The sequence below is a fragment of the Hyphomonas sp. genome, assembly GCF_037969335.1.
GTDB lineage: Bacteria > Pseudomonadota > Alphaproteobacteria > Caulobacterales > Hyphomonadaceae > Hyphomonas.
The window spans coordinates 26,084-49,522 of record NZ_JBBKXE010000133.1; the positions used below are offsets into that span (position 1 = coordinate 26,084).

The window sequence follows — 23,439 nt, forward strand, 5'->3', positions numbered from 1 at the left end:
TGAAGGTGTCGCGGCTTATCGTGTTGCCTTGCTGGCGCCGTTCGATGCGACCGTTGGCGCGGCCATATCCGCCGCTTCGGCAAGCTTCTGGTCGACGCTGACAGAAAACACGGCGCCGCCCTCGGGGCCCAAGGGGCCAATGACAACATCACCGACGCGCCATTGGAACGCGCCACCATCCTTGGCCGAAACAGTCCAACCGGCATCCAGTCGTGGAAAATAATTTTCGCCCGCGGCCATGACACGGCTGCGGAAGATCGTGCCGTCGGCGCCGCGCACTTCAAGCCAGCCCTGGCGGGCGGCAACAAGTTCCAGAGGCAAATGGGTTGGCAAAGGCCGACCGGCGCGGTCAGCATCGTCAAACAGGCTGTGACGGGCACCATTGACCGCCACGATGGCGGGCGCGGGCGCAAGCTCGGACGCAGGCTTCACAAGCTGCGTCACGCCAATGGCGCCGCCAGCGACAAGCGTTAGGACGGCGGCCGTGGCCACCATGAGCGGCCATTTTGCCTTCGGCTGCGAGATTTCGCCAATCTTGGGGATCGGCGCTGAATTTCTTACCTCGGAAACGGCACCGCACTCGAGCGTGTACTGGGCGATGACCTGACTATCCGGCAGGCCGAGTTCAACGCAATAGGCGCGCAAATAGGGCGTCAGATAGCCTTTGGGGATCTGACCGATTTCCATGCGTTCGATCCACATGAGAAAGTCTTTCCGCAACAAAGACTTGCGAGAAATGTCGGCGATATTCATCCCGAGTTCTTCACGGACCCGGCGCAGGACCTGGCCCATTCTTAGGCTTTCACCATCGAATTCGCGGGACTTGAAGACTTCCATCGCGCGTTCACGCTGCGATGCTTCCTCCACGGCCTCTGGAACCGCTACAGACACGCCTGATTCATCAAGGGAACGCCCCGTTTCGTTTCCGAAAGAGGGCATGCCTGCCTGCAATTCAGTTGCTTGCGTGTTTGGGGTCTCTTCGTGTCCCATATTCTTCCAATCCAGCCTTCTGTCAGGGGTTTGCCCCTTAGAGGAGCAAATACTGGTCCAGAAACATGGTGAATTTTGGACCAGTCCGCCTCAACCGTCAGACAATTCCACCTCATGATCCGACGCCAAGGCTAATACTTGGTTACGGAACGCTTCGTTCGGTTTGTCCAGTAGTTTGAGGAAATCGTTCCGAAACGCCCCAAGATCAACGGATCGCACCATGCGTTTGACCGGACCGATGGCCGCGGCGGGCATCGAGAGCGCATGAAAACCCAGCGCGACAAAACAAAGCGCCGAGAGCGGCGACGCGGTTGCCTCGCCGCAAGCCGACATGCGGATCGAATGGGTCTTACAGTCGTCAGAGACCTGTTTGAGAAATCGCATGCCTGCCGGGCTGACCAGATCGTATCGATCTGAGACCGAGGGCGTCATGCGGTCCGCTGCGAAGAAAAACTGCATCAGGTCATTGGTGCCGACGGACAGGAAATCGACTTCACCGGCAAGCTCAGACAGGCTGAACGCCAACGCGGGCGTTTCCAGCATGACTCCCACTTCGAGCTTGGACGGCCGTTTACCTGTTCTTTCCTCGCTCCAAGCGACTTCCTTCATCAACAGGTCGCGCGCATCGAAGAACTCACTCGGCACGGTAACCATCGGAAACATCACCGTCAGGGGGTCCGTACCGGCGGCCCTCACAAGCGCTCTCAGCTGGCGCCGGAACAGGCCCTTGTGGTCGAGTGCGAAGCGGATCGAGCGCCACCCCAGAGCCGGGTTCTCTTCCCGGGCCGTATTCAGCGCTGGCAGAACCTTGTCGCCGCCAAGGTCAACCGTCCGGAAGATGACGCGTTTTCCGGCCGCCCGGTCGAGCACGCGCCGGTAGAGCGCCACCTGGTCGCCCAGTCGCGGCAGCGTCTCCGACACAAGAAACTGGAATTCGGTACGGAACAGTCCCACCCCGTCTGCGCCGGCCTGGTCCAGCATGTCGAGATCAAGGTCGAGTCCGGCGTTCAGGTAAAGTGAGACATGCGTACCGTCCCGGGTCTTGGCAGGCAGGCCCCGCAAGGCAGCATAAGTTGCCTGACGCTCAGACCTCAGCGCAACCCGTCCTTTGTAGGCATCGTAGAGAGAGTCATCCGGACGGATGTGAAGGGTGCCCTTTTCCGCATCGACGATCACCCAGTCGCCCTGATCGATCCGGGTCGTCAGGCCTTCGATGCCGCCGAGCGTGGGAATACCAAGCGCCCGGGCGACGATTGCGGCATGCGATGAAATCGCGGCTTCTTCCATCAATATCGCGCGCAGACCGGCATTGGCATAATCGAGCAATTCAGCCGGTCCGAGACGGCGGGCAACCAGCACACTGCGCTCTTCGCTGATTTGCGGCTTGCCATCATCTCCTGCCAATACGCGCAATAGTCGGTTGTCGAGGTCTTCGAGGTCGTTCAGGCGCTCGCGCAGATAGGGATCGCGTGCGCTCTGCAACCGCGCACGGTGCTCGCGACGGGCCCGGTCGACCGAGGCTTCGGCCGACAGGCCAGACCGAACGCCTTCACGCAGCTTTTCGGCCCAGGACGGGTCGTGGGCCAGCAGCCGGTATGTTTCCATGACGTCCCGCGGATCGTCGCCCAGCTTGGCGCCATCCAGCGCCATCATCTTGTCGATGGATTCCCTGAGCCCCTTCAACGCTTCGGTCAGCCGCAACGCCTCGAGCTGCTGATCGGCGGCGAAAAACTTCGCCGCAGGCACGACCGGGTCATGCAAGACTGCGCGACCGTATCCCAGACCTTCGCAAAGCACCCGCCCCTTGAGGGTGGCAAGATTACGCTCGCGTTTGTGACTATCCCCGTTTGAAATGTGTTCCGGGTCCATCCGGTCGACAATTTCAGCGAGGACCATGGCAATCGTCTGCAATGTATCGATCTCGTCGTCGCCATAGGCGCGCTCGGTGCGGTTCTGGACCGTCAGCACGCCCAGGACACGGCCGCCACGCAGGATCGGCATGCCAAGAAAGGCGTGGAACGGGTCTTCTCCGGTTTCTGGGCGGTAAGAGAAGGAAGGGTGCCGGGGAGCATCCTGAATGGCCATGGCTTCGGCCCGTTTGGCGACCAGGCCAACGAGCCCTTCATTCGAACCGAGCCGGGTCGTCGAGACCGCCTCGGGCTTCAGGCCTTCGGTTGCAATCAGGAGCAGTTCTCCGCCGGCGATGCGCAGGTAAATCGAACAAACGTCCGCCACCATCGTGGACGCGATCAGCCTGACCACCTGATCCAGCCGGAACCGTGTATCCCCGTCCTCCGCCATGACCTGGCGGAGGCGGTTCATCAGGAGACGCGTGGCCGGCAGGTTATAGGGCATGGTTCTCCTGAGTGTCGCAGTCGCATTTACACCGCGTCAAGTCCGAAGGCCGTGTGCAGGGCACGAACAGCCAATTCGGTATAAGGCGCGGCAATCAGAACAGAAATCTTGATCTCAGACGTCGAAATGACGTCGATATTGATGCCCTTCTCGTACAGAGCCGTGAACATGGTCTCAGCAACACCCGTGTGGCTCTTCATGCCAACGCCGACAATCGATATTTTGGAGACGTCGCGGGTCACTTCAAGCCGGTCATAGCCGATATCGTCCGACATTTTTTCGAGCGTTTCCTTGGCGATCGGACTGTCACGGTCTGTACAGGTGAACACCATGTTGGCCTTTTCCGGCCCGCGCGCATTCGCCTGGACGATCATGTCGACATTCACGCCGGCACGCGCCAGCGCAGAAAATATCTTGGCCGAAACGCCCGGTTTGTCGGCCACTCCGTACAATGTGACCTTCGCTTCGTCGCGTGAATAGGCAACACCGCTAACAACCTGTTTTTCCACGATTTCATCCTCTGAGCAGACAAGGGTTCCGGGGTTCGGCTCACCAGGCTTCAGGAAGCTGGAAAGAACGCGCACCGGCACATTATGGTTCATCGCCAGTTCCACAGACCGCGTCTGAAGGACCTTGGCACCGAGAGACGCCATTTCGAGCATCTCCTCGTAAGATATCTTGGGTATCCGCTGGGCCTTGGGCACCATGCGCGGATCCGTCGTGTAGACGCCATCCACATCCGTATAGATGTCGCAAACACTGGCGTTCAGCGCCGCCGCCACCGCCACGGCGCTCGTATCCGAACCGCCGCGCCCCAAAGTCGCCACTCGGTCGTCGTCAGTGACGCCCTGGAAACCGGCAACAACCGCAATTTCTCCGCGATCCACGGAATCCGGCAGGCCGCTATTGTCGAAACCCAGAATACGCGCGCGACCATGGTCCTCGTCGGTCTTCAGCCGCAGCTGCCAGCCAAGCCAGCTGCGGGCCTTCAAGCCCCTGCGGCGCAAGGCCAACGCCAGAAGTCCCGCCGTCACCTGTTCACCGGAGGCAACAATGACGTCGTATTCGTCGTGAAACTGGTCGCGCGGCAGGTCAGGGCCCGCCGCGCCTTCGGCATAGGCCACAAGCTTGTTGGTCTCGCCAGCCATGGCCGATACAACCACGGCCATGTGCTCACCGCGCGCCGCGCGGTAAGCCACAATGTCAGCCACGTTCGCGATACGCTCGAGATCGCCGACCGACGTACCGCCAAATTTCAGAACCGCACGCGCCATTTCGCCCCATATCCTGTCAACCGAAGGGATTGTCCTTTATATGCGCCCTCATAGGGTTAAGTTCAGCGCGGATCAAACAGGAACGCCAGAGGATGGGAAAAACAATTGAAGGCTCGCGCGCAGCGCCCAGTACGCCGAGCGTAGACGCTGACGAAGTCGCCAAGTTTTCCGCCATGGCCGCTGACTGGTGGAACCCGACCGGAAAGTTCAAACCACTGCACCGGTTCAACCCGGTCAGGTTGAAGTTCATCCGGGACACGGCGGAAGCGCATTTCGGGATCCCGGCGAAACAGTCCAAGCCACTCGAAGGCCTGCGCCTGCTCGATATTGGCTGTGGTGGCGGCCTCGTCTGCGAACCCATGGCGCGCCTCGGCGCGAGAGTGACGGGGGTCGACGCGTCCGAAGCCAATATCAAGACCGCCCTGACGCATGCGCGGGAACAGGGCCTGGAAATCGACTATCGTGCCGGCACAGCCGAAGGTCTGATCGACTCAGGCGAGGCGCCTTTCGACATCGTCCTCAATCTGGAAGTCGTCGAACATGTCGCCGACGCTCACCAATTCCTGATTGATACCGCCAGTCTTGTCCGGCCCGGCGGCCTCATGATCGTGGCAAGTCTCAACCGCACGGCCAAGGCGCTCGCCACGGCTGTGATTGGCGCCGAGTACATTCTTGGATGGTTGCCGCGCGGCACGCATGACTGGTCGAAATTCGTCACGCCGGAAGAAGTGCGCACGGCGTTGCACGCTGCAGGCATGCAACCTGAACCCGCAACCGGCGTGTCCTACAAACCCCTCTCAGGTTCATGGGCGCTATCCAACGACACCGCCGTCAATTTCATGGTTGTCTCCAGAAGGCCTGCCACATGACCGCGCTTCCGGCTCCGAAGGACGTACTCGATTTCTGGATCGGCGAAGCGGGAAATTCCGCCGAGGCGGTGACGTCGAAAAACAAGATGTGGTTTGCCAAGTCAGCGAAGATCGACTCCGACATTCGGAAGAAGTTTCTGTCCTTGCTCGAAACGTTGGCCGCCGGCCCCTTGGCCGACGATTGGTCCGGTCGTGGCGCGCGCGAGCGGTTGGCCGGAATCATTGTCCTGGACCAGTTCAGCCGAAACCTGTTTCGCGACAGCCCACGCGCGTTCTCACAGGACGCGCTCGCCCTTCGCCTGTGCAAGGAAGGACTGTCCCGTCGCGAAGACCTGACGCTCAGCGAAGCTGAACGCATCTTTTTCTATCTGCCCCTCGAACACTCAGAAGATATCGGCGACCAGACCCGCGCCGTCGAAATGTTCTCCGCGCTGCATAAAGATGCCCGCAGCGATTTCAGGAAACTGACGGAAAATACGCTCGAATACGCCCATGCCCACAAGGCAGTTATCGAACAATTCCACCGCTTCCCCCACCGCAACGAGGTGCTGGCCAGAGCCTCCACTTCAGAGGAAATTGCCTACCTCGCCAAGCCTGGCAGCGGCTTCTAGTCGAGCGTCTGGGGGCCGCGAGGGTCAAGGCTCTTGGCGACGTCCATCTGCATCGCGCGAGACAAGGGGTAGGTCCAGGATGCGTACGATGCACCGAGATACAGCGCGCCCGGCAACAGGCAGAAGATCATCAGCAATCCGTTGATCGCTTCAGGCGAATTCGGCTCGCCCGGATGGAACCCTGCCAACTGGCCCACCATCAGGTACCCGACGCCAAAAGCCAGGCTCGAGCCGATCTTGTAGGCGCTGGTCAGGATCGAATAATAAATACCGGCACGGTTTTCTCCGGTCCTTGAAGTATGCCATTCGACCACATCTGCTGTCATGGATCGGGTCAGGATGATCGGCGCGCTGAACGCGGCGCCGTTGATGACGGCCCCGACAAGCAGGGGCCAGAACCCGCCGACCTGTCCGAAAAAGAAGTAGAGGATATAGCTGAGCGCCGACATCATCGTCGCCGCACGAAAGGCAACGTTCTTTTCCGTTCGCTTCGCCAGCGACAACCAGAGCGGCATGGCCGCAACGGCCACGATAAAGAAGATCATCAGGATCAGGCTGGATTGACTGCCGGTCAGCCCAAACACGTATTCGGCGACAAAAAGGTAATTCGCGGCGGTGACCGCAATGGCTGTCCCGGCCAGCAATTCCATCGCGAGCAAGCGGCCGAACATCTGGTTCTTCAAGGCGGCCAGAATGGGCTTCAACTCGAATTTCATCGCATGGCCCTGGTCCCCCGGCACGGGTCGGTCTGGCACGAAGAAGAAAGACAGGGCGCCCGCCACGGGTAGGGAAACAAGCAGAACGGCGCCCATCACGGCAACCTGCCCAAAGCGATCGAGTTCGAACCCGAACAATGGCAACAGCGCTGGCAGCGCCAGCAGCGTCAGCATGGACAACGTGCTCACGATCTCGGGCCACAGGAACAGGCGGGAGCGTTCATCATACGTCGTTGCGATGGCCGGCACCCATGCGGAACGTGATGTCTGCAGTAGCGTGAACCCGACATAGAAGAGCAGCATCCACCCGACAAAATAGGCCGGGCCGACCCCTGTACGCGGCGGCATGTAGACAAAATAAGTCGCGACCGCGAGCAGCGGTATGCTCAGCAGGATCCAGTGACGCACCCGGCCCAGCGGACTGCGATAGCGATCCACGAGATAGCCCATGACGGGATCTGTGAAGACGTCCCAGAATCGCAACAACATGAACAGGAGGCCAGTCATTTCGAGACCAAGCCCAACCTCATTGGCATAGAGTGGCGACAGGTATACCGCCAATGGCAGGCCGACCCCTGCAAGCGGAATACTCAGGCTCGAGAAAGCGAGCACGCGCGGAAGCGAGAGGCGCTGTGATGTCTGTTCTGTCATAAGTCCAGACTGCCCACGCAAATCGTGACGGCCAAGTCATTTTTTTACGTCGCAACGTCTTGACGGGCGTCGCCTGAGCCGCAACCGTTCGCTCCATACTTAACAGGGGCAGGCTGACCATGCTGAAAAAGCTGATCTTTGGCGCGCTGGGACTGATCGTCCTGGTCGTCGGAATTATTCTCGTTCGAACCTTCTCTTATGGGGGCGAGCCGGTTGGCCAGCGGGTTGATCTGCCCGAAGCGCCCGCAATCTCTGCAGAATCAGCCGCACGGCATTTGTCCGAAATCATCCAGTTCAAGACGGTCACTCTGTCAGGTGGTGATCCTCGTCCGGGGCAGGACGGCGAATGGCTCGCACTACATGACTGGCTGTCTGAAACCTATCCTGCGGCTCACGCCGCCATGACACGCGAAATCGTGCCCGGCACGCTCACCCTGCTCTACACGTGGCCAGGCAGCGATCCGTCGCTCAAACCAATCCTGCTGATGGCCCACCAGGACGTCGTGCCGGTCAATATGGGCACAGAGTCTGACTGGACCGGCGCGCCCTTTGACGGCGAGATCATTGATGGTTTCGTCTATGGGCGCGGCGCAATTGATGACAAGGGCAACCTGGTCGGCCTGATGGAAGCGGCCGATGCGCTCGCCGCCTCGGGCTTCCAGCCGAAACGCACCGTGCTTTTCATGTTCGGGCATGATGAAGAAGTGCTCGGCTCCGGCGCAGAGGCGGGCGTCGCCCTGCTTAAATCCCGCGGCGCTGAACCTGAAATGGTACTCGACGAGGGTTTCATGATCATTGATCCTTCGCCCCTGTCCGGCAAACCGATGGGCATTATCGGCATCGCGGAAAAAGGCTACGTCACGGTCGAGGTGACGGCCATTGCACAGGGCGGTCACTCATCGACGCCGCCCCGCAATTCCGCAAACGTGAATCTCGCAAAGGCCATCCTGGCGCTCGAAGACAACCAGATGCCCGCCGATTTTTCCAAGCCGCCCGTGTCGGACCTTTTCCGCGCAGCCGGCAAGGACATGCCGTTCGCCCAGCGCATGGCATTGGCAAACCTGTGGCTGTTCCAGGGCATGGTCGAATCCTCCCTTGCCAACAATTCTGCTGGGAATGCCATGGTTCGGACAACGACCGCCCCAACCATGCTGCGCGGATCTGCCAAGGAAAACGTGCTGCCACAGCGCGCCGTGGCAACCGTGAACTTCCGTGTGCATCCAAACGATACACCGGATGACGTGGTCCAGCATGTGAAGGATGTCACTGCCGGGATCGAAGGCATCGCAGTTGAAACAGGTGGCGACGGTATCAACAGCCCCGCCTCGCCCGTGTCCCCGACCGACAACCGCGCCTACGCCGTGCTGGCAAGCGTCGCAGAAATGGCGGGCAATGGCGCGCCTGTGGCGCCGGGGCTGGTTCTGGGCGCAACGGATTCCCGTTACGCCGCCGCCATTACCAGCAATATCTACCGGTTTGCCCCTGCCATCATGACACCAGAAGAACTGACCGGGTTCCACGGCACGAATGAACGCATCTCGGTCGAGAATATGGGTCGCCTGTCAAAAGGCTACGCCCAGATCATCCTCGGCATGGACGGCCCGGACGAATAGTCCCGGCGTCCCGTTCGGACGAACTAGCTGGCCGGGCTGGTAACCTTGTCGATCGGCACGACATAATGGCGGGCGCAGAACTGGCAGTCGATCACCAGCGTTCCGTCCGGCTCGACCATCTCACGCAAGGCATCATCGGGCATCGACTCGAGGGTGCCGATCAGGCGCTCCTCGTTGCAGGTACAACTGTCGACAAGCCCAACCCGGTCCTCCATCCGCACACCCTGCTCGTGGAACAGACGGAACAGGAGATCGGGCACGGCAAGGTCGGGATCGACGAGTTCGGCATCGCTGAGCGTGCCGAAAAAAGCTTCAGCTTCACGCCACACTTCTGACGTGTCGCCACGTGCTTCATCGCTTGCAATCCGCTGCACCATCATGCCGCCCGACACCCAGATCGGCGCTTCGCCTTTCCGGTCAAGCTCGGCAACAGCCAGCTTGATACGGCTCGGCACCTGTTCCGACTGGGTAAAATAGTCTTCGGCACATTCCGACAGCGTGCCTTTTTCCAGTGGCACAACGCCCTGATAAGGCGCGACCGAGGGATCGTCCTGAATCAGGATGAGGGCCAGCCGGCCGCTCGGACCAAACAGTTGCGGCATATGCGGGGCAGCGCCCTTGTTGACCTTTTCAAGATGGGCCCAACGATCAGCGTCGAACTTGGCATAGCCGCGCACGCCGCCATCGGTTCGGTATTCGCCAACCAGCATCGACACCGGACCATCACCTTCAGCCTGCACGAGTATCCGCCCCTCGAATTTCAGGGAGGCACCAACCATTGCGGCCAGTGTCACAGCTTCACCCAGTATGCGGGCAAGATGTGGCGGATAGTTGTGGCGGTGCAGGATCGGCGACAGGCTTTCTGCGCCCATGCGCACGGCCCGGCCGCGCACGGGGTGCTGGTCGATCTGGAAGTTGACGACGAAGTCGCTGTCGGGGCGTGCTATTTCGGACATGGCTTGGCTTTCGGACGGGCATGTGAAGGCCCCATGTGGCAGTCCGACCCCTTATCGACAAGGGCTGCATGCAAGTGCGATCTGCACCGGCTGCAAATCAGCTGGCCCCGAATAGCGCACTGACGGCAAGACCAAGGACAGCCAGGACAATGCCTCCAAACATGACCCAGACAAGTCCGGGCATGCGCCGGGCTTGCCGGGCGTCCTCAGTGTTGATTTCCTGGCTTTCACCGCTGTGCGTGTTGTTGTCGATCATCAAAATGCTCCTGCAATCACAGCGCATGATGAACCAAATTGTTCCGCTTTATCGGTCAGGCCGAGCAGCTTCCTCCGCCGAGCACGCAGAAGCTCGAACACCAGGCATGGTTCAGCTTGACTGGCGCCTCCGTCGATTCGGCCAGCGTGACACCGAGTTCAAACGCAGGGTCGTCCACCAGCAGCGTACACGCCGTTACAGAGGCCCGCGTCGCGCCCTTGCGGCGGATGACCATGCGCTGGCTGGCGCACATGATGTCTGCCGGGTCCTTGCCGAGAATCTGCCAACAAGCGGTGGTGATTTCCGGTGGGTCGTCGCGGGCGATCATTTCCGGGAAAAGGACGAGCTGTGACGGGTCGCCCGGATCGAGGCTCAGCCCGAGGCGCGCTGCAAGGCGTCCATAGGCCGCGCGGGCTTCTGCTTCGTCCTCGTGAAGTGATTGGCGACCGGCAAGCGCAACCTGAATGCCCTGCCCTGCCAGCCATGCGAGCCCCTTGCTGGCTTCGGCAAAGGCGCCGTCGCCGCGCTCGGCGTCGTGCAGGGCACTGTCATGGGAATCGAGCGAGATGCGCAACACCATCCGGTCGCCGAAGCGCGCATGCAGGGCCTCGATACCGGACTGGATACGTGGACGCATCATTGGGCGCATGGCATTGGTCAGCAGCAGCAGGCGATGGCCGCGCTCCAGGACCGCTTCCATGATCGGCAGGATCTCCGGGCACATGAACGGTTCGCCGCCTGTAATGCCAATTTCCTTGGGGCCTTCGCCAAGTGCGTCGATCTCGTCAAGGAAAGGCGTCACGTCCGACAGCCTGAGATAGACCAGCCGGTCGTTCGAGGGCGAACTCAGGATGTAGCAGTTCGCGCATTCAATATTGCAGAGCGTACCAGTGTTCAGCCATAGCGTTTTGAGGCCGCGCCAATCGACGCTCGCACGGATCTCGCCCTTGGCGGTCGTGTGCGGATCAGCAAATTTCTCGCGAGGAAAGACTGTGTGAGGCATCGGGCCTGTCTAACCGCAGCCGACGCCACAGCGCCAGCCGCTTCGCGCATATGTGATCGCGCGTGAAGCGGCTACTTGTCCAGGCACCAGCGCAGGATCGCTTTCTGGGCGTGCAGGCGGTTCTCGGCCTCGTCCCAGACCAGGGATTGCGGGCCGTCGATGATCTCCGCATCCACCTCCTCGCCGCGATGGGCCGGCAGGCAGTGAAGAAATTTCGCACCGCCGGCGGCGAGTTCCATCAGGTCCCCGGTAACCGCGTAGGGTTCGAGAATTTCAAGGCGGCGATCGGCATCCTGGTCGCCCATGGATACGAATGTGTCGGCAATCACGACATCAGCCCCGGCAACGGCTTCCTCAGCCGTTTCATAGAGGTCGATCCGCGCCTGAAGTTCACGGGCGATTTCGACATCCTCGTCGTCCGGCGCGAAACGTTGCGGCGTCCCGATCGCCAGCGAGAAGCCGAACTTCGCCGCCGCATGCAGGAAACTGGCGCAGACATTATTGCCGTCGCCAACCCAGGCGATCCGGGCCCCGCGCAGGGTGAGACCGTTTTCCTCCAGCGTCTGAAGGTCGGCCATGATCTGGCAGGGATGGGAACGATCCGTCAGGCCGTTGATTACCGGAACAGAGGCGAACTCGGCGAAGGTTTCGACATCGTTATGATCGTTGGCGCGGATCATGACGGCATCGACATAGCGCGACAGGACACGAGCGGTGTCCTCGATCGTCTCGCCACGGCCCAGCTGCATGTCAGTACTGGTGGCGGTGATCGAAGAGCCTCCGAGCTGGCGCATCGCCATATCGAAGGAAAAGCGCGTGCGGGTCGACGACTTTTCGAAGATCATCGCCAGCGTGTGGCCCTCAAGGGGCGCGCCCGTATCGACCCGGCCCTTCGGCCATCCGGCCCGCGCCTTCTTGGCGCGATGGGCCTCGTCGAGGATCGCACGCAACTCAGCCGACTCGAGATGCCAGATGTCGAGGAAATGGCGTGGGGCCGTGGATGTATGCATGCGCGGGCGCTCCCGTTGGAAAAAGAAGCGCGGGAGATAGCGCGTTTCCGTCGTCAGCGCCAGTGAACCGCCCGTTGAGGTAAGCTGGACGTTACGATGTCGCCACAATTTGAGAATGACTTGCAAGTGCGCCAGCGTCGTGCCACAAAATGCGAATGAGTCGCAAATTGATTGATCGGAGGTCTTGAACGATGTGCATACCCATGGATGACACCTCGATGCTGTGCTGGTTGAAGCAGCAGGTACGGGTGCTGGAAGCCTGGCGCGAGGAACTCGCCTGCCGTTCGGAGATCGATATCCCAACCGTGACCCGCCTGGAGTGCCATTATGCCTGGCTGACGCACGAGATATCCCGGCTCGACCGTCCGCTCAGGGCCGCCTGAACAACGCCTTTGCCGCAGCGCCGGAGACGGATAGCGCGTTTCCTCCCAGACGCCATTTCCAGCGTTGCGGCACTTCTCTCAGGCTCGCTTCAAGACCCGGACGACGAGCAGCAGGAGGACGGCACCAATCGTGGCATGGATTATGGCGCCAACAATGCCGGCCCCAAGGCTCACATTGAGGGCGGGGAAGAGGTAGCCGGCAATGAAGGCACCGACGATGCCGACGACGATATTGCCAATGATGCCGAAACCGAACCCCTTCACAATGAGTCCGGCCAGCCAGCCAGCGACACCGCCGATCAATAGAAAAACGATAAGGCTTTCAAGGGTCATTTTGCGTTTCCTCGTTATTGTCAGGCCGCACATGCGGCCCTCTTCTTATGGAGCCTGTCACCCTAGGCGCGTTTCGCCCCGGAAACCAACACGCTCCCGTGATGCCCGCTTTGCTGCTCCGGTCGCTTCAGCGCCGCCCTCATCTCTCCACTGGCGAAGGCCCCCGGTTTGCCCTATGTGACGGGCAAGCCCACCGGCCCCTCTAATCTCAGGAGAGACAGGACTTATGGACACCGTACTCATCATCGGCGCTGGCGCGGCCGGCTCGGTCGTCGCGCAGAAATGCGCCATGGACCGCGATACGTTCAAGCACATCACGCTGGCCTCGCGCCGCATTGAAAGCTGCGAGAAGGTCGCCAAGATGTGCAAGACGCCGAGCGAAATCGCGCAGGTCGATGCCGACAATGTCGCCGAGGTCTTTGCGCGCATCAACAAGGTGAAGCCGGACCTCCTGATCAACATGGCCCTGCCCTACCAGGACCTGCCCATCATGGACGCCTGTGTCGAGACTGGCACCAACTACATGGACACCGCCAATTACGAGCCGCGCGACGTGGCCAAGTTCGAGTACCATTGGCAATGGGCCTATCAGGACAGGTTTGTCGACAAGGGTATCACAGCCATTCTCGGCTGTGGCTTCGATCCCGGTGTGTCGAACATCTGGTGCGCCTATGCCCAGCAGGAACTGTTCGACGAGATCGAGTATATCGACATTGTCGACTGCAATGCAGGCGACCACGGCAAGACGTTCGCGACAAACTTCAACCCGGAAATCAATATCCGCGAAGTGACGCAGGACGGGAAATACTGGAAAGACGGCGAGTGGATCGAGATCCCCGCCCTTTCGATCAAGTGCGACATCGACTATCCCGAAGTCGGCCCGCGCGCCTCCTACCTCATCTATCACGAGGAAGAGGAAAGCCTGGTCAAGAACATCAAGGGCCTGAAGCAGATCCGCTTCTGGATGACGTTCGGCCCCGAATACATCAAGCACCTCGAAGTGTTCAAATCGATTGGCCTGATCGGGCTCAAGCCGATCAAGCACAAGGGCATGGACATCATTCCGATGGAATTCCTCAAGGACCTGCTGCCCGTGCCGTCATCGCTCGCCGAGGGCTATACCGGCAAGACCAGCATTGGCGTGATCATCCGTGGCAGGAAGGATGGCAAGCCGATGACGAAAATGCTCTACAATGTCTCCGACCATGCCGAGACCAACAAGGAAGTCTCCGCGCAGGCCGTGTCCTACACGACCGGCGTGCCGCCCGTTTCCGGCGCGAAAATGTTCTTTGATGGCATCTGGAGCGGCAAGGGCGTCTTCAACGTCGAACAATTCCCGGCCAAGCCCTTCCTCGACGACCTCGCCAAGCGCGGCCTGCCGACGACAATCGTAGACCTTGCGCCCGGCGCGCAGGACGAACTGTTCGCGGTGAAAACCTGAATTTCGAGCAGGTGCTCATCCTGAGCGAAGTCGAAGGACGAGCCCCGGGCGACGCGCAACCTGATTCCGCCCGCGCCCGCCCTTCGACTTCGCTCAGGGTGAGCGCTCCTTGTACGAGGCCCATAATATGACCGCCATCTCCCTTCCCGATAACATCCTCACACCCGCCTTCGTCCTCGACGTTGTCCGCCTCCGGACCAACCTGGAGACGGCCCAGCGCGTGCGCGAGGAGGCCGGCTGCAAGGTACTACTGGCGACCAAGGCGTTCGCTATGCCGGCCGTGTTCCCGATGATGCGCGACTATCTCGATGGCACCACCGCTAGCGGCGAGCACGAGGCCGTCATGGGCCATGAGGAATTCGGCAAGGAAGTGCACGTCTATTCGCCCGCCTACACGCAAGACGAAGTGCAGCGCCTGACCAAGGTCGCCCAGCACATCTATTTCAATTCCGCCGAACAGCTCGCCCGCTTCGGCGCGATTGCACGGGACGCCGGCTGCAAAGTCGGCCTGCGCGTGAACCCCGGCTATTCCAACGCCACGCTGGGCGGTGACCTCTACAACCCGACCGCGCCCGGCAGCCGCTTCGGCGAAGTCCCCGCCATGCTCGACAGTGTCGACTGGTCCGGCGTCGACATCTTCCATGTGCACGCCCTGTGCGAGAGCCTGCACGAGGGCTCGGTCGGCCTGATCGAATTCATGGCGAACAATTTCGGCAAGTACATTGAGCAAGTCTCCGCCGTGAATTTCGGCGGCGGCCATTTCCTCAACAAGCCGGGCTATGATGTCGACGCGCTGATCGCGGCCATCAAGGCGTTCAGGGCGAAGTTCGATGTCGAGGTTGTGCTGGAGCCCGGCGCCGGTCTCGTGGTCAATACGGGCGAGCTATACGCCACAGTCCTCGCCCTTCACCGTAACGAAATCGACCTCGCCATTCTCGACGCGTCCGCCTCCACCCACATGCCCGACGTTCTGGAAGTGCCCTACCGGCCCGACATTATCGGTGCGGGCGAAGCCGGCGACCTCGCGCACACCTATCGTCTCGGCGGCAAGACCTGCATGACCGGCGACGTGCTCGGCGACTATTCCTTCCCCGAACCGTTGGTCCCGGGCCAGCAGCTGATTTTCACCGACCAGATGCACTACAGCTTCGTCAAGACGAACACATTCAACGGCACACCGCTCGCCAACCTCGCCATACGCTGGGAAGACGGCGTGATCGAACCGATCTCGAATTTTGGCTATGACGAATTCCGCCGACGGCTGGGGCGTTAGGCGCCACTCTTCAATTTGTTCATCTGATTATTGCCAAGCGACGGAATGCGCGCCCGCGCCTTCGCGACCTGTTCGAGGTCAATATCGGCCCAGATCACGCCCGGCTCATCGCCATCAGCTTCTGCAAGTATCTCCCCCCAGGGCGAGATGATCAGAGAGTGACCATAGGTCTCGCGGCCATCCTCATGCTGGCCGCCCTGCGCAGGGGCAATCACGAAACAGCCCGTCTCGATAGCGCGGGCTCGTAACAAGACATGCCAGTGCGCTTCGCCGGTCACGCGCGTGAAGGCGGCCGGGACGGTCAGTATCTGCGCGCCGGCCTGCGCGAGCGTCCTGTACAACGCCGGGAAGCGCAGGTCGTAGCAGATGGTCATACCGATCCGGCCGATCGCCGCATAGGCCAGCGTTGTCGCTTCGCCCGGTCGGTAGGTGCGGGATTCGCGATAAGTCTGCCCGTCGCCGACCTCGACATCGAACATGTGGATCTTGTCGTATTGCGCGATAATCTTCCCGTCCGGCCCGATCAGGAAAGACCGGTTGGCGAACCTGTCATCATCCTCAAGCATCACGGCGATGGAGCCGAGCAGCAGCCAGACGCCCAGCTCATCCGCCAGCGCGCGGAAGGCTGCCAGCGTGGCATCGTCGTCCTGCTTCACAATCTTCGGCCGCGCCATGCCCGGCCGGATGTCGAGCAGGTTGGTCATTTCCGGAGTCTCGATCAACGTGGCCCCCGCAGCAGCGGCCTGCCGGACGAGCGTTGTTGCCGCAGCAATATTATCCGCCACCTCGGTGCCGGACCGCATCTGAACGCAGGCGGCGCGAAGAAGGGTCATGGCCGTCTAGGCCGGTTGCCAGTCCGTCAGGGCCGCATCAATGATGCCTGTGGCTTCACGCACATTCTCGTCAGTGATGATCAGCGGCGGCGCGAGGCGCAGGACATTGTTGCCGGCGACGCCCACGAGGAGATTATTGTCGCGACAGACGCCCTGCAGGCCCTTGGGATCAGACTTCATCTTGAGACCCGTGAGGAGTCCCTTGCCGGTAACGCCTTCCACCTTGTCCGGGTGGCTGTCAGCAAGGCTCTTCAAGCCCTGCGCCAGCGTGCCGGAAACGCGGCGCACTTCGGCGAGGAAGTCCTCGTTCGCGATGATGTCCCAGACGGCGTTGCCGACCGCCATGGCGAGCGGGTTGCCGCCATAAGTCGAACCGTGGCTGCCGGGCTGCATGTGCTCGGCGCAGGCTTCGGTCGTCAGGCAGGCACCGAACGGAAAACCGCCGCCAATACCTTTCGCAGCGCACAGGATGTCCGGCTCGGCACCCTCGACCCATTCATGCGCGAACAGCTTGCCGGTCCGGCCCATGCCGCATTGCACTTCGTCGAACATCAGCAGGATGCCGTGTTCATCACACATTTCCCGCATCCGCTTCAGCTGTTCATCCGGCAGGGCGCGCACACCGCCTTCGCCCTGGACGGGCTCAATGAAGATGGCTGCGGCTGTCGGCCGGGCGGCCGCTTCTTCGAGCGCGTCCATGTCACCCCATTCGAGGTGCACGAAACCAGGCAGCGGTGGCCCGAAGCCTTCCAGGTATTTCGGGTTGCCGCCAGCATTGATCGCGCCCAGCGAGCGGCCATGGAAGGCGCCCGTGAACGTGATGATGTCGATCCGCTCTTCACGGCCATTGGCCCAATGGTACTTGCGCGCGCTCTTGATGGCGCACTCGACAGCCTCAGTGCCGGAGTTCGTGAAGAAGACGCGGTCGGCAAACGTGTCGCGGCAGATCTTGTCGGCCAGCTGCTCGGCTGCCGGCACGCGGAACATGTTGGACGTATGCCACAGCTTGCCGGCCTGGTCGCGCAGGGCATCAACCAGTGCCGGGTGGGCATGGCCCAGCGCCGTCACGGCAATGCCCGCAATGAAGTCAAGGTAGCGGGTGCCGTCCTCGGTGAAGAGGAAGGGCCCCTTGCCCTCGACGAAGACCTCTTCGGGTGGACGGTAGACGGGCATGATGTGCTGGCGTGGATCGGTCATGAATGCTCCCTGCGGTGCGCAAGTGTGAAGTGTTGTCGATACGCTTGGCGAGACGCCCTCGGGAAGTCAACTCATGCGCCGCTGATCCCGGCAAATTGTCGGCCCGGCGCGACGCCGCCTGGTCCTCCGCAAGCGAATCATTGAGGTGGTCTTTCGCGGTTCACCGGGAATGGATTCAACTTCCATCCCTGCGATAGCGACTCGTTGGCACTGTCCGCATGAGACCACCGCTCAGTTTACGAACGATCATTCGAATATGCGTCGCTGCACACAGTCACGCGTTTTCCCGGGCAGACCAAGACAGCTTTCGGAGGCTTCCGCCATCGCCCGTCAACGGTGGTAGCCTGACGCGAACCAAACAGCCAACTTTGACGATTACAAAAGATTAATTGAAAAACGATAAAAATACTTGACGTTTATCGATAATCTTATATTGTTAATCGGGAAGCCAAGGCGATCCGGACACAATGTCCAAAACGCCCCCTACCTCACCTGAGCCGTTGTTCCGGTTCGTCTTGGCTCTCATCCTGCCACGTATTTCCCCTGGCGCGAGGCAGACGTCACGACTTGAATACACCTCCAAAACGGAAAGAGGCGCAAGACCTGAAACCGGGTCTCGCGCCTCTCCACCGTTTGCAGCGTTTCCTCCCAGAAACTTGCCTATTCATACGGCACGAGTTTCAGACTTGTGTCAAGAATGTGTTCAACAAATTTTTGGCGGTCAGGGTTGGACCCGGCTCGAGGCGTTCCAGAAGCTGCGAGCACGAGACCCGTGCCGCCTCGCTCCAGTCCGCTGTCGGCGACAGGGCAAACGATGCTTCGCTCTTGAGAATGACGCCATCGTCCAGGATTTTCAGTCCGTTCGCACGCAGGGTCGCGCCCGTCGATGTTATATCGACAATGACGTCAGCTGCGCCGGTTGCCGGCGCCGCTTCCGTCGCCCCGGCACTTTCGACCAGCCGGTATTCGCCGACCGATTTGGCCGCAAAAAACCGCCGGGTCAGGCGCATGTATTTTGTTGCCACCCGCAGGCGTCGATGGTGCAGCTTGCGAAAGGCCGCGCCCGCAGCTTCAAGATCAGCCATCGTATCAACGTCGAGCCAGGCCTGCGGCACCGCGACGATTACATCCGCTCCCCCAAAACCAAGCTGCCGAACGACCCGGAAATCACTTGCGCCTTCCGGCGCCAGGTCATGCAACAGGTCTTCGCCTGTCACGCCCGCATGCAGGCTTCCCTCGATCAGGCCCTGCGCAATCTCGCGGGCGGACAGGAGACGCATCTCAACGTCACCCAATCCTGCGATTTCGGCCTGGTAGCCACGCTCGCCGCCAATCTGGCTGACGGGGAAGCCAAGGTCCGAGAGCCATTGTTCGGTCTGTTCCTTGAGGCGGCCCTTGGACGGAATGGCGAAAGACAGTTTGCTCATGCCATGCTCTCCCGTGCACGGATGACCCGGTCGGGTCGCACGACTCCGCCGATGCCTGACGCTTTTGCCCGGCCGCCCGACAGGCCCGCAATCAGGCCGTCATAGCGCCCGCCAGCCGCAATCGGTTGTCGCTCGCTGAGCGCACCCGCGAGGGTCTCGAAGACAAAGCCGTCATAATAAGTGAAGCGCCGCCCGAAACCGGACCGGAACCTGCCAGCGTCACCGACGCGCGGTACTGCGGCAATGATCGCGTCCACGCGGCGCGCCAGGCGATCAATAACCGGATCAACGGCTGCGAGGCCGTGCTCACGGGCGATACCTGACAGTGCGGCAGCTGTGTCTGGCGCAGCGCAGTTGACACTGGCGAGCGCAGCGATGGCCCGGCGGGCATCGTCGGGCACGCCGCCGGCATCGGCTGCAGCGGCCTTGGCCTTGAGGCCGTCAACGATCTCGTCCACCGAGCGTGTCCCGATCAGCGGGATGGCGCGGTCGCGGAGGGCGTCGAGAAACAATGCCTCGGCGGCGTCCGGGGCGGCATCCGATAACCGGTGGGCCAGGTCGACCTCTGGCGCCGATGGCGCACCTGCCAGCAATTCAGCCACGCCGCCTTCCTGACGGAAAGCCCGCTTCAGCAGGTCTGCCGTCACCCCGGCCAGCCCCAGCGCATCCACGAATGCCGGGAACACGGCGAGGTCGCCCATGACCATGCGCCAGTCATTGATGCCACACGCCGCGACAGCGGACTGCACGAGCGCGAATGCGTCGGCATCTTCCTCAGGTGTCGACGGGCGGCCGAACCGCTCGAATCCCACCTGCGTGAACTCCATCGGATCATCCGGAGAGGCCGGCAGGCGGAAGGCCCGGGCCGCATAGGTGTAGGCTTCGGGACCGTTCTTGCCGGAGGCGAGACGCTCGGCCTCCAGTCCCGCCACCGGCAGGGTGAGGTCCGGACGCATCACCATTTCATTGCCGCGATGATCGGTGAAGACGCAGAGCCGCGCGCGCACCGCTTCGCCGGACAGTTCGAGAGGAATGTCGGATGCGAGAACGTAAGCGGGGTCGATCGACCGCGCACCCGTCCGCGCAAAGACTGCGCTCGCCGCTTCGACAACCTGTTCCGGCGTCATCCCTGCGCCTCGATGATATTGCGGACAGCCGCGACCAATTCGGCGCGCGGCACTTCGATCTGGCCTGGCCGGGCTTCGCGATATTCCTCGTTCGACTGGATCGCCTTGGCTTTCAGGGCCCCCATTTCGAGGTCCTTGATCGTAACCGTACCCTTGGCCAGTTCATCACCGCCAACCATCACCACGGCAGGGGCGCCGCGACGGTCGGCATATTTCATCTGCGGACGCATGCCGGATGGGCCCATATAGGCTTCGGCCCGCAGGCCCGCGCGGCGAAGCTCTGCCGCGATCCCAAGCGCCACGGACGGGTTTTCCTTGTCGAGGTTCAGCACCACGACCGGACCGTCCAGCTTCGTTGTCTCGCCCATGATGGCCAGCGCCGAAGCGAGGCGCGAAATACCGATGGAGAAGCCGGTCGCCGGGACGGTTTCGCCGGTGAAGCGCGCGACGAGATCATCATAACGCCCGCCGCCGCCAATCGAGCCGATACGGTAGGTCTTGCCATCGTCACCCACGACTTCGCGCAGCAGTTCGGCCTCGTAGACCGGGCCGGTATAGTATTCGAGGCCGCGCACGACAGACGGGTCGATGACGACATCGCCTTCCGGCGCACCCAGCGCTTCCAGCGCAACGGCAATGGCTTCAAGTTCGGCAAGGCCAGCCTTGCCTTCTTCGCTACTGCCTGCGGCCTTCGACAGGTTGGCCAGTGTCTCGGCCCGGGTCTGGGCGCCCGCCTCGGCAAAGGCGAGCACGGCTTTGACTTCCACGTCGCCAAGACCTGCGCCCTTGGTAAAGTCGCCACTCTCGTCGAGGCGGCCCTTGCCAAGCAGGTCGGCCACGCCGCCCGAACCCAGCCGGTCCAGCTTGTCGAGCGCGCGCAGGATCGCGAGACGCGTACCCGCAGAGGCCGCTCCCACACTGTCGAGTACGCCATTCAGCAGGCGGCGCGTGTTCACACGGATCACGAACTCGCCGGTCTCCATGCCCACTGCGCGCAGGGCTTCGGCGCCCATCGCGATCATCTCGGCATCGGCATGGAAGCCGGGCGCGCCGACGGTGTCGGCATCGCATTGCCAGAATTCGCGGAAGCGGCCGGGGCCTGGTTTCTCATTGCGCCAGACAGGGCCAGCCGCATAGCGCCGAAAAGGGCGGCCAAGCGTCTGGCCGGCCTCGGCGACAAACCGCGCCAGCGGCGCCGTCAGGTCATAGCGCAGGGCCATCCATTGCTCGTCATCGTCCTGCAGCGAGAACACACCCGCATTGGGGCGGTCGTCGTCGGGCAAGAACTTGCCCAGCGCATCAGCATATTCGAACGCGCCCGTTTCCAGCGCCTCGAAGCCCCACTGGCGGTAAACCGCCGTGACCTTCTCGACGAGTTCAGCCTGCGCATGGATCAGGGCCTCGCGCTTGTCGGGAAATCCGCGCGGTTTGCGGGCGAGATCCTTGCCGGAGAGTGGCTGGGTTTCCTTGTCGCTCATTGTGTTCTCAAGTCCTGTTTACCGGCGTGGCCCCACATAGACGGAGCAGGCCGGGATGGAAAGGCGACACGTCAACGAGGCACGAGCCCGGGTAGGGGCTGCCTCGTCTGGTTTGGTTCTGGAGAAGAACACTTGCAGGAGGCGCAGCCGGACCGGATCGCGCCTCGCAGGCGCGTCACGCGTGATGATGGTGGTGATGCAGTGCAGTGTTCATTGCGGAGGCGGATACTGAGACGCCCGCCGAAAGTCAACCTGATTGCGGGCGAAGGACCAGCCGTATTATCCCCGGCCGGGCATGCCTTCGCGCCGGGGGATCAGCTTGAAGATGCCTGTGCCCCGCATCAGCAGCTTGTCGCCGGTCCAGATACGTCCCTCGACGGTCACAATATCGTCCGCCACACCGACAACCTTGCCATTGCCTTCGACGAAGCTGCCAAGGGACGCCCCGGAGAGAAAATCGCACAACAGGCGGATCGTCACCCACCACGTGTCCTCGTCTTTTTCCACCGCGCCGCCCCATGCCATGTCGGCGAAGGTCATCAGCATGCCGCCATGGGCGTTCATCATGCCATTGGTGTGATGCTCCTCGACCTTGAAGGCACGGGTCAGGCCAGTCGCGTCCCGCTTCTCGAACAGGGGGCCGACCTGCCGGCCAAAGCCGCGGTGCCATGGCAGGTGCACATAGCCTTCAGGGATTTCGAATGTCTGGCTTCTGGTAAAATCATCGGTCATGGAGAGCCGATTAGCGCCGCTGCGATGACAAGGCCACCCCTCAGGGACGCCAAATTTCCCTGCGCCACCTAAAGTTCGATCATGTCGAAATCGCGCTTGGGCGTTCCGCACAGCGGACAAATCCAGTCATCCGGAATGTCCGCCCAGCGTGTACCGGGCGCCAGCCCCTCATTCGCATCGCCCGCTGCCTCTTCATACGTGTAACCGCACGTACGACACTGCCAGACCTTGTAAGGCTCGCTCACGTTATTTCCTCCCCGCCGAGCGGCGCCAACCGCGCCCGTAATCCAGCCAGCAATTCATCCCGGACCGGCTCTATCTGCGTGCTCGGATCAATCAGGCACTGCATCCTCAGGCCAAGCAGGGCGCAGCCGGTCAGCAGCGCTTGCGCATCCGCGTCAATATCGCAGCGAATGTCGCCGGTCGCCTGCCCGCGCTCGATCATCGCTCGGATCAGGACTCGCTGCAGGTCGTGCGAGTCGGCAAACGCCACCCGGAAGTCGAGTTGATCGGCAACCGCAGCCGAGAGCAGCATGAAATAGGCTTTGGCCTCGTCATGCCCCTCAAGCACCTGGCAATTGACGTCCACGAAGGTGCAGAGTGCCGTCAGGCCATCCATCTCCGCCACCCGTTCACGATCCAGCGCCTCGCCTTGCCAGCCGTGCAGGTATTCGATCAAGGCGCGGATAAGACCATCCTTCGACCCGAATCTCTGAGTAATCAGGCCGCGTGAATACCCGGCCTCCTGGCCGATCATGTCGAACGTGGCTGCCGATACGCCCTTCTCGGACACGACGCGGATCGTGGCATCTAGCAATTCGCGTTCGGACCGGTCACGGCGCTCCGCCTGTGTCAGTCGTGCCGGGGCAGCCGTAAGGGTACTGGATACTGGGGTCATGCTGACTTCTAAC

Annotated in this window: 23 protein-coding genes; 6 read left to right on the top strand and 17 right to left on the bottom strand. The window is 61.6% G+C overall.

The window, feature by feature from the left end; all coding sequences use genetic code 11:
- Positions 1 to 15: 15 nt before the first annotated feature.
- From AADA04_RS10005 to AADA04_RS10015, 3 genes are all read right to left on the bottom strand, one after another.
- Positions 16 to 891, bottom strand: a complete 876-nt coding sequence (locus AADA04_RS10005; protein WP_340693120.1) for a helix-turn-helix domain-containing protein — start codon at positions 889 to 891, stop codon at positions 16 to 18.
- Positions 892 to 1,080: 189 nt separating this feature from the next.
- Entirely contained in the window at positions 1,081 to 3,345 is a 2,265-nt protein-coding gene (gene ptsP / locus AADA04_RS10010; RefSeq protein ID WP_340693121.1) for a phosphoenolpyruvate--protein phosphotransferase, read from the bottom strand.
- Positions 3,346 to 3,371: 26 nt separating this feature from the next.
- Positions 3,372 to 4,619 carry an aspartate kinase gene (locus AADA04_RS10015; protein ID WP_340693122.1) on the bottom strand — a complete coding sequence of 416 codons (1,248 nt, stop codon included), beginning with the start codon at positions 4,617 to 4,619 and terminating at the stop codon, positions 3,372 to 3,374.
- 92 nt (positions 4,620 to 4,711) lie between these two features.
- Between AADA04_RS10015 and ubiG the strand changes: the two genes are divergently transcribed.
- Positions 4,712 to 5,488, top strand: coding sequence for a bifunctional 2-polyprenyl-6-hydroxyphenol methylase/3-demethylubiquinol 3-O-methyltransferase UbiG (gene ubiG, locus AADA04_RS10020; protein ID WP_340693123.1), 777 nt, complete (start codon positions 4,712 to 4,714; stop codon positions 5,486 to 5,488).
- Complete coding sequence (locus AADA04_RS10025) at positions 5,485 to 6,099, top strand: DUF924 family protein (protein ID WP_340693124.1); 615 nt, start codon at positions 5,485 to 5,487, stop codon at positions 6,097 to 6,099. Before ubiG ends, AADA04_RS10025 begins: the two co-directional genes overlap by 4 nt.
- Here the strand turns inward: AADA04_RS10025 and AADA04_RS10030 are convergent.
- Entirely contained in the window at positions 6,096 to 7,466 is a 1,371-nt protein-coding gene (locus AADA04_RS10030) for an MFS transporter (RefSeq protein WP_340693125.1), read from the bottom strand. The genes AADA04_RS10025 and AADA04_RS10030 overlap by 4 nt on opposite strands.
- A 119-nt stretch (positions 7,467 to 7,585) precedes the next feature.
- Here AADA04_RS10030 and AADA04_RS10035 point away from each other — a divergent pair, with 119 nt between their 5' ends.
- Complete coding sequence (locus AADA04_RS10035; RefSeq protein ID WP_340693126.1) at positions 7,586 to 9,079, top strand: M20 family peptidase; 1,494 nt, start codon at positions 7,586 to 7,588, stop codon at positions 9,077 to 9,079.
- Positions 9,080 to 9,102: 23 nt separating this feature from the next.
- Here AADA04_RS10035 and AADA04_RS10040 read toward each other — a convergent pair whose 3' ends face one another.
- The 4 genes from AADA04_RS10040 to argF form a co-directional block, all read right to left on the bottom strand.
- Positions 9,103 to 10,035 (bottom strand): Hsp33 family molecular chaperone HslO, encoded by a 933-nt coding sequence (locus AADA04_RS10040; RefSeq protein ID WP_340693127.1) that lies wholly within the window; start codon positions 10,033 to 10,035, stop codon positions 9,103 to 9,105.
- A gap of 97 nt (positions 10,036 to 10,132) precedes the next feature.
- A complete protein-coding gene (locus AADA04_RS10045; RefSeq protein ID WP_340693128.1) occupies positions 10,133 to 10,291 on the bottom strand; it encodes a hypothetical protein in 159 nt (52 codons plus the stop codon).
- 55 nt (positions 10,292 to 10,346) lie between these two features.
- The gene (locus tag AADA04_RS10050) at positions 10,347 to 11,294 is read right to left on the bottom strand and encodes a radical SAM protein (protein ID WP_340693129.1); all 948 of its coding nucleotides are present in this window, start codon (positions 11,292 to 11,294) and stop codon (positions 10,347 to 10,349) included.
- Positions 11,295 to 11,365: 71 nt separating this feature from the next.
- Positions 11,366 to 12,304, bottom strand: coding sequence for an ornithine carbamoyltransferase (argF, locus tag AADA04_RS10055; protein ID WP_340693130.1), 939 nt, complete (start codon positions 12,302 to 12,304; stop codon positions 11,366 to 11,368).
- Positions 12,305 to 12,507: 203 nt separating this feature from the next.
- On the opposite strand from argF, the gene AADA04_RS10060 reads away from it, so the two are divergent.
- On the top strand, positions 12,508 to 12,687 hold the full coding sequence (locus tag AADA04_RS10060) for a hypothetical protein (RefSeq protein ID WP_340693131.1): 180 nt from the start codon (positions 12,508 to 12,510) through the stop codon (positions 12,685 to 12,687).
- A 78-nt stretch (positions 12,688 to 12,765) separates the two neighbouring features.
- On the opposite strand, the gene AADA04_RS10065 is transcribed toward AADA04_RS10060, so the two are convergent.
- Positions 12,766 to 13,020, bottom strand: coding sequence for a GlsB/YeaQ/YmgE family stress response membrane protein (locus AADA04_RS10065; RefSeq protein WP_340693132.1), 255 nt, complete (start codon positions 13,018 to 13,020; stop codon positions 12,766 to 12,768).
- Between the two features lie 226 nt (positions 13,021 to 13,246).
- Between AADA04_RS10065 and AADA04_RS10070 the strand changes: the two genes are divergently transcribed.
- Entirely contained in the window at positions 13,247 to 14,461 is a 1,215-nt protein-coding gene (locus AADA04_RS10070; protein ID WP_340693133.1) for a saccharopine dehydrogenase family protein, read from the top strand.
- A gap of 127 nt (positions 14,462 to 14,588) precedes the next feature.
- Positions 14,589 to 15,734, top strand: coding sequence for a carboxynorspermidine decarboxylase (locus tag AADA04_RS10075; RefSeq protein WP_340693134.1), 1,146 nt, complete (start codon positions 14,589 to 14,591; stop codon positions 15,732 to 15,734).
- Here AADA04_RS10075 and AADA04_RS10080 read toward each other — a convergent pair.
- The 8 genes from AADA04_RS10080 to AADA04_RS10115 all read right to left on the bottom strand — a co-directional run bounded on the left by AADA04_RS10080 (position 15,731) and on the right by AADA04_RS10115 (position 23,426).
- Positions 15,731 to 16,567 carry a carbon-nitrogen hydrolase family protein gene (locus AADA04_RS10080; RefSeq protein WP_340693135.1) on the bottom strand — a complete coding sequence of 279 codons (837 nt, stop codon included), beginning with the start codon at positions 16,565 to 16,567 and terminating at the stop codon, positions 15,731 to 15,733. The two genes, AADA04_RS10075 and AADA04_RS10080, sit on opposite strands and share 4 nt — an antisense overlap.
- A gap of 6 nt (positions 16,568 to 16,573) precedes the next feature.
- A complete protein-coding gene (locus AADA04_RS10085; RefSeq protein WP_340693136.1) occupies positions 16,574 to 17,764 on the bottom strand; it encodes an aspartate aminotransferase family protein in 1,191 nt (396 codons plus the stop codon).
- Between the two features lie 680 nt (positions 17,765 to 18,444).
- The gene (gene hisG, locus AADA04_RS10090) at positions 18,445 to 19,191 is read right to left on the bottom strand and encodes an ATP phosphoribosyltransferase (protein ID WP_340693137.1); all 747 of its coding nucleotides are present in this window, start codon (positions 19,189 to 19,191) and stop codon (positions 18,445 to 18,447) included.
- A complete protein-coding gene (locus AADA04_RS10095; protein WP_340693138.1) occupies positions 19,188 to 20,318 on the bottom strand; it encodes an ATP phosphoribosyltransferase regulatory subunit in 1,131 nt (376 codons plus the stop codon). Before AADA04_RS10095 ends, hisG begins: the two co-directional genes overlap by 4 nt.
- Positions 20,315 to 21,796, bottom strand: a complete 1,482-nt coding sequence (gene hisS, locus AADA04_RS10100; protein WP_340693139.1) for a histidine--tRNA ligase — start codon at positions 21,794 to 21,796, stop codon at positions 20,315 to 20,317. The genes AADA04_RS10095 and hisS overlap by 4 nt, the downstream gene beginning before the upstream one ends.
- Positions 21,797 to 22,075: 279 nt before the next feature.
- Entirely contained in the window at positions 22,076 to 22,528 is a 453-nt protein-coding gene (locus AADA04_RS10105; RefSeq protein ID WP_340693140.1) for a PaaI family thioesterase, read from the bottom strand.
- Between the two features lie 68 nt (positions 22,529 to 22,596).
- Positions 22,597 to 22,773: a rubredoxin gene (locus tag AADA04_RS10110; RefSeq protein WP_340693141.1), complete on the bottom strand. Its 177-nt coding sequence runs from the start codon at positions 22,771 to 22,773 to the stop codon at positions 22,597 to 22,599.
- The gene (locus AADA04_RS10115; RefSeq protein ID WP_340693142.1) at positions 22,770 to 23,426 is read right to left on the bottom strand and encodes a TetR/AcrR family transcriptional regulator; all 657 of its coding nucleotides are present in this window, start codon (positions 23,424 to 23,426) and stop codon (positions 22,770 to 22,772) included. The genes AADA04_RS10110 and AADA04_RS10115 overlap by 4 nt, the downstream gene beginning before the upstream one ends.
- Positions 23,427 to 23,439 lie beyond the last annotated feature (13 nt).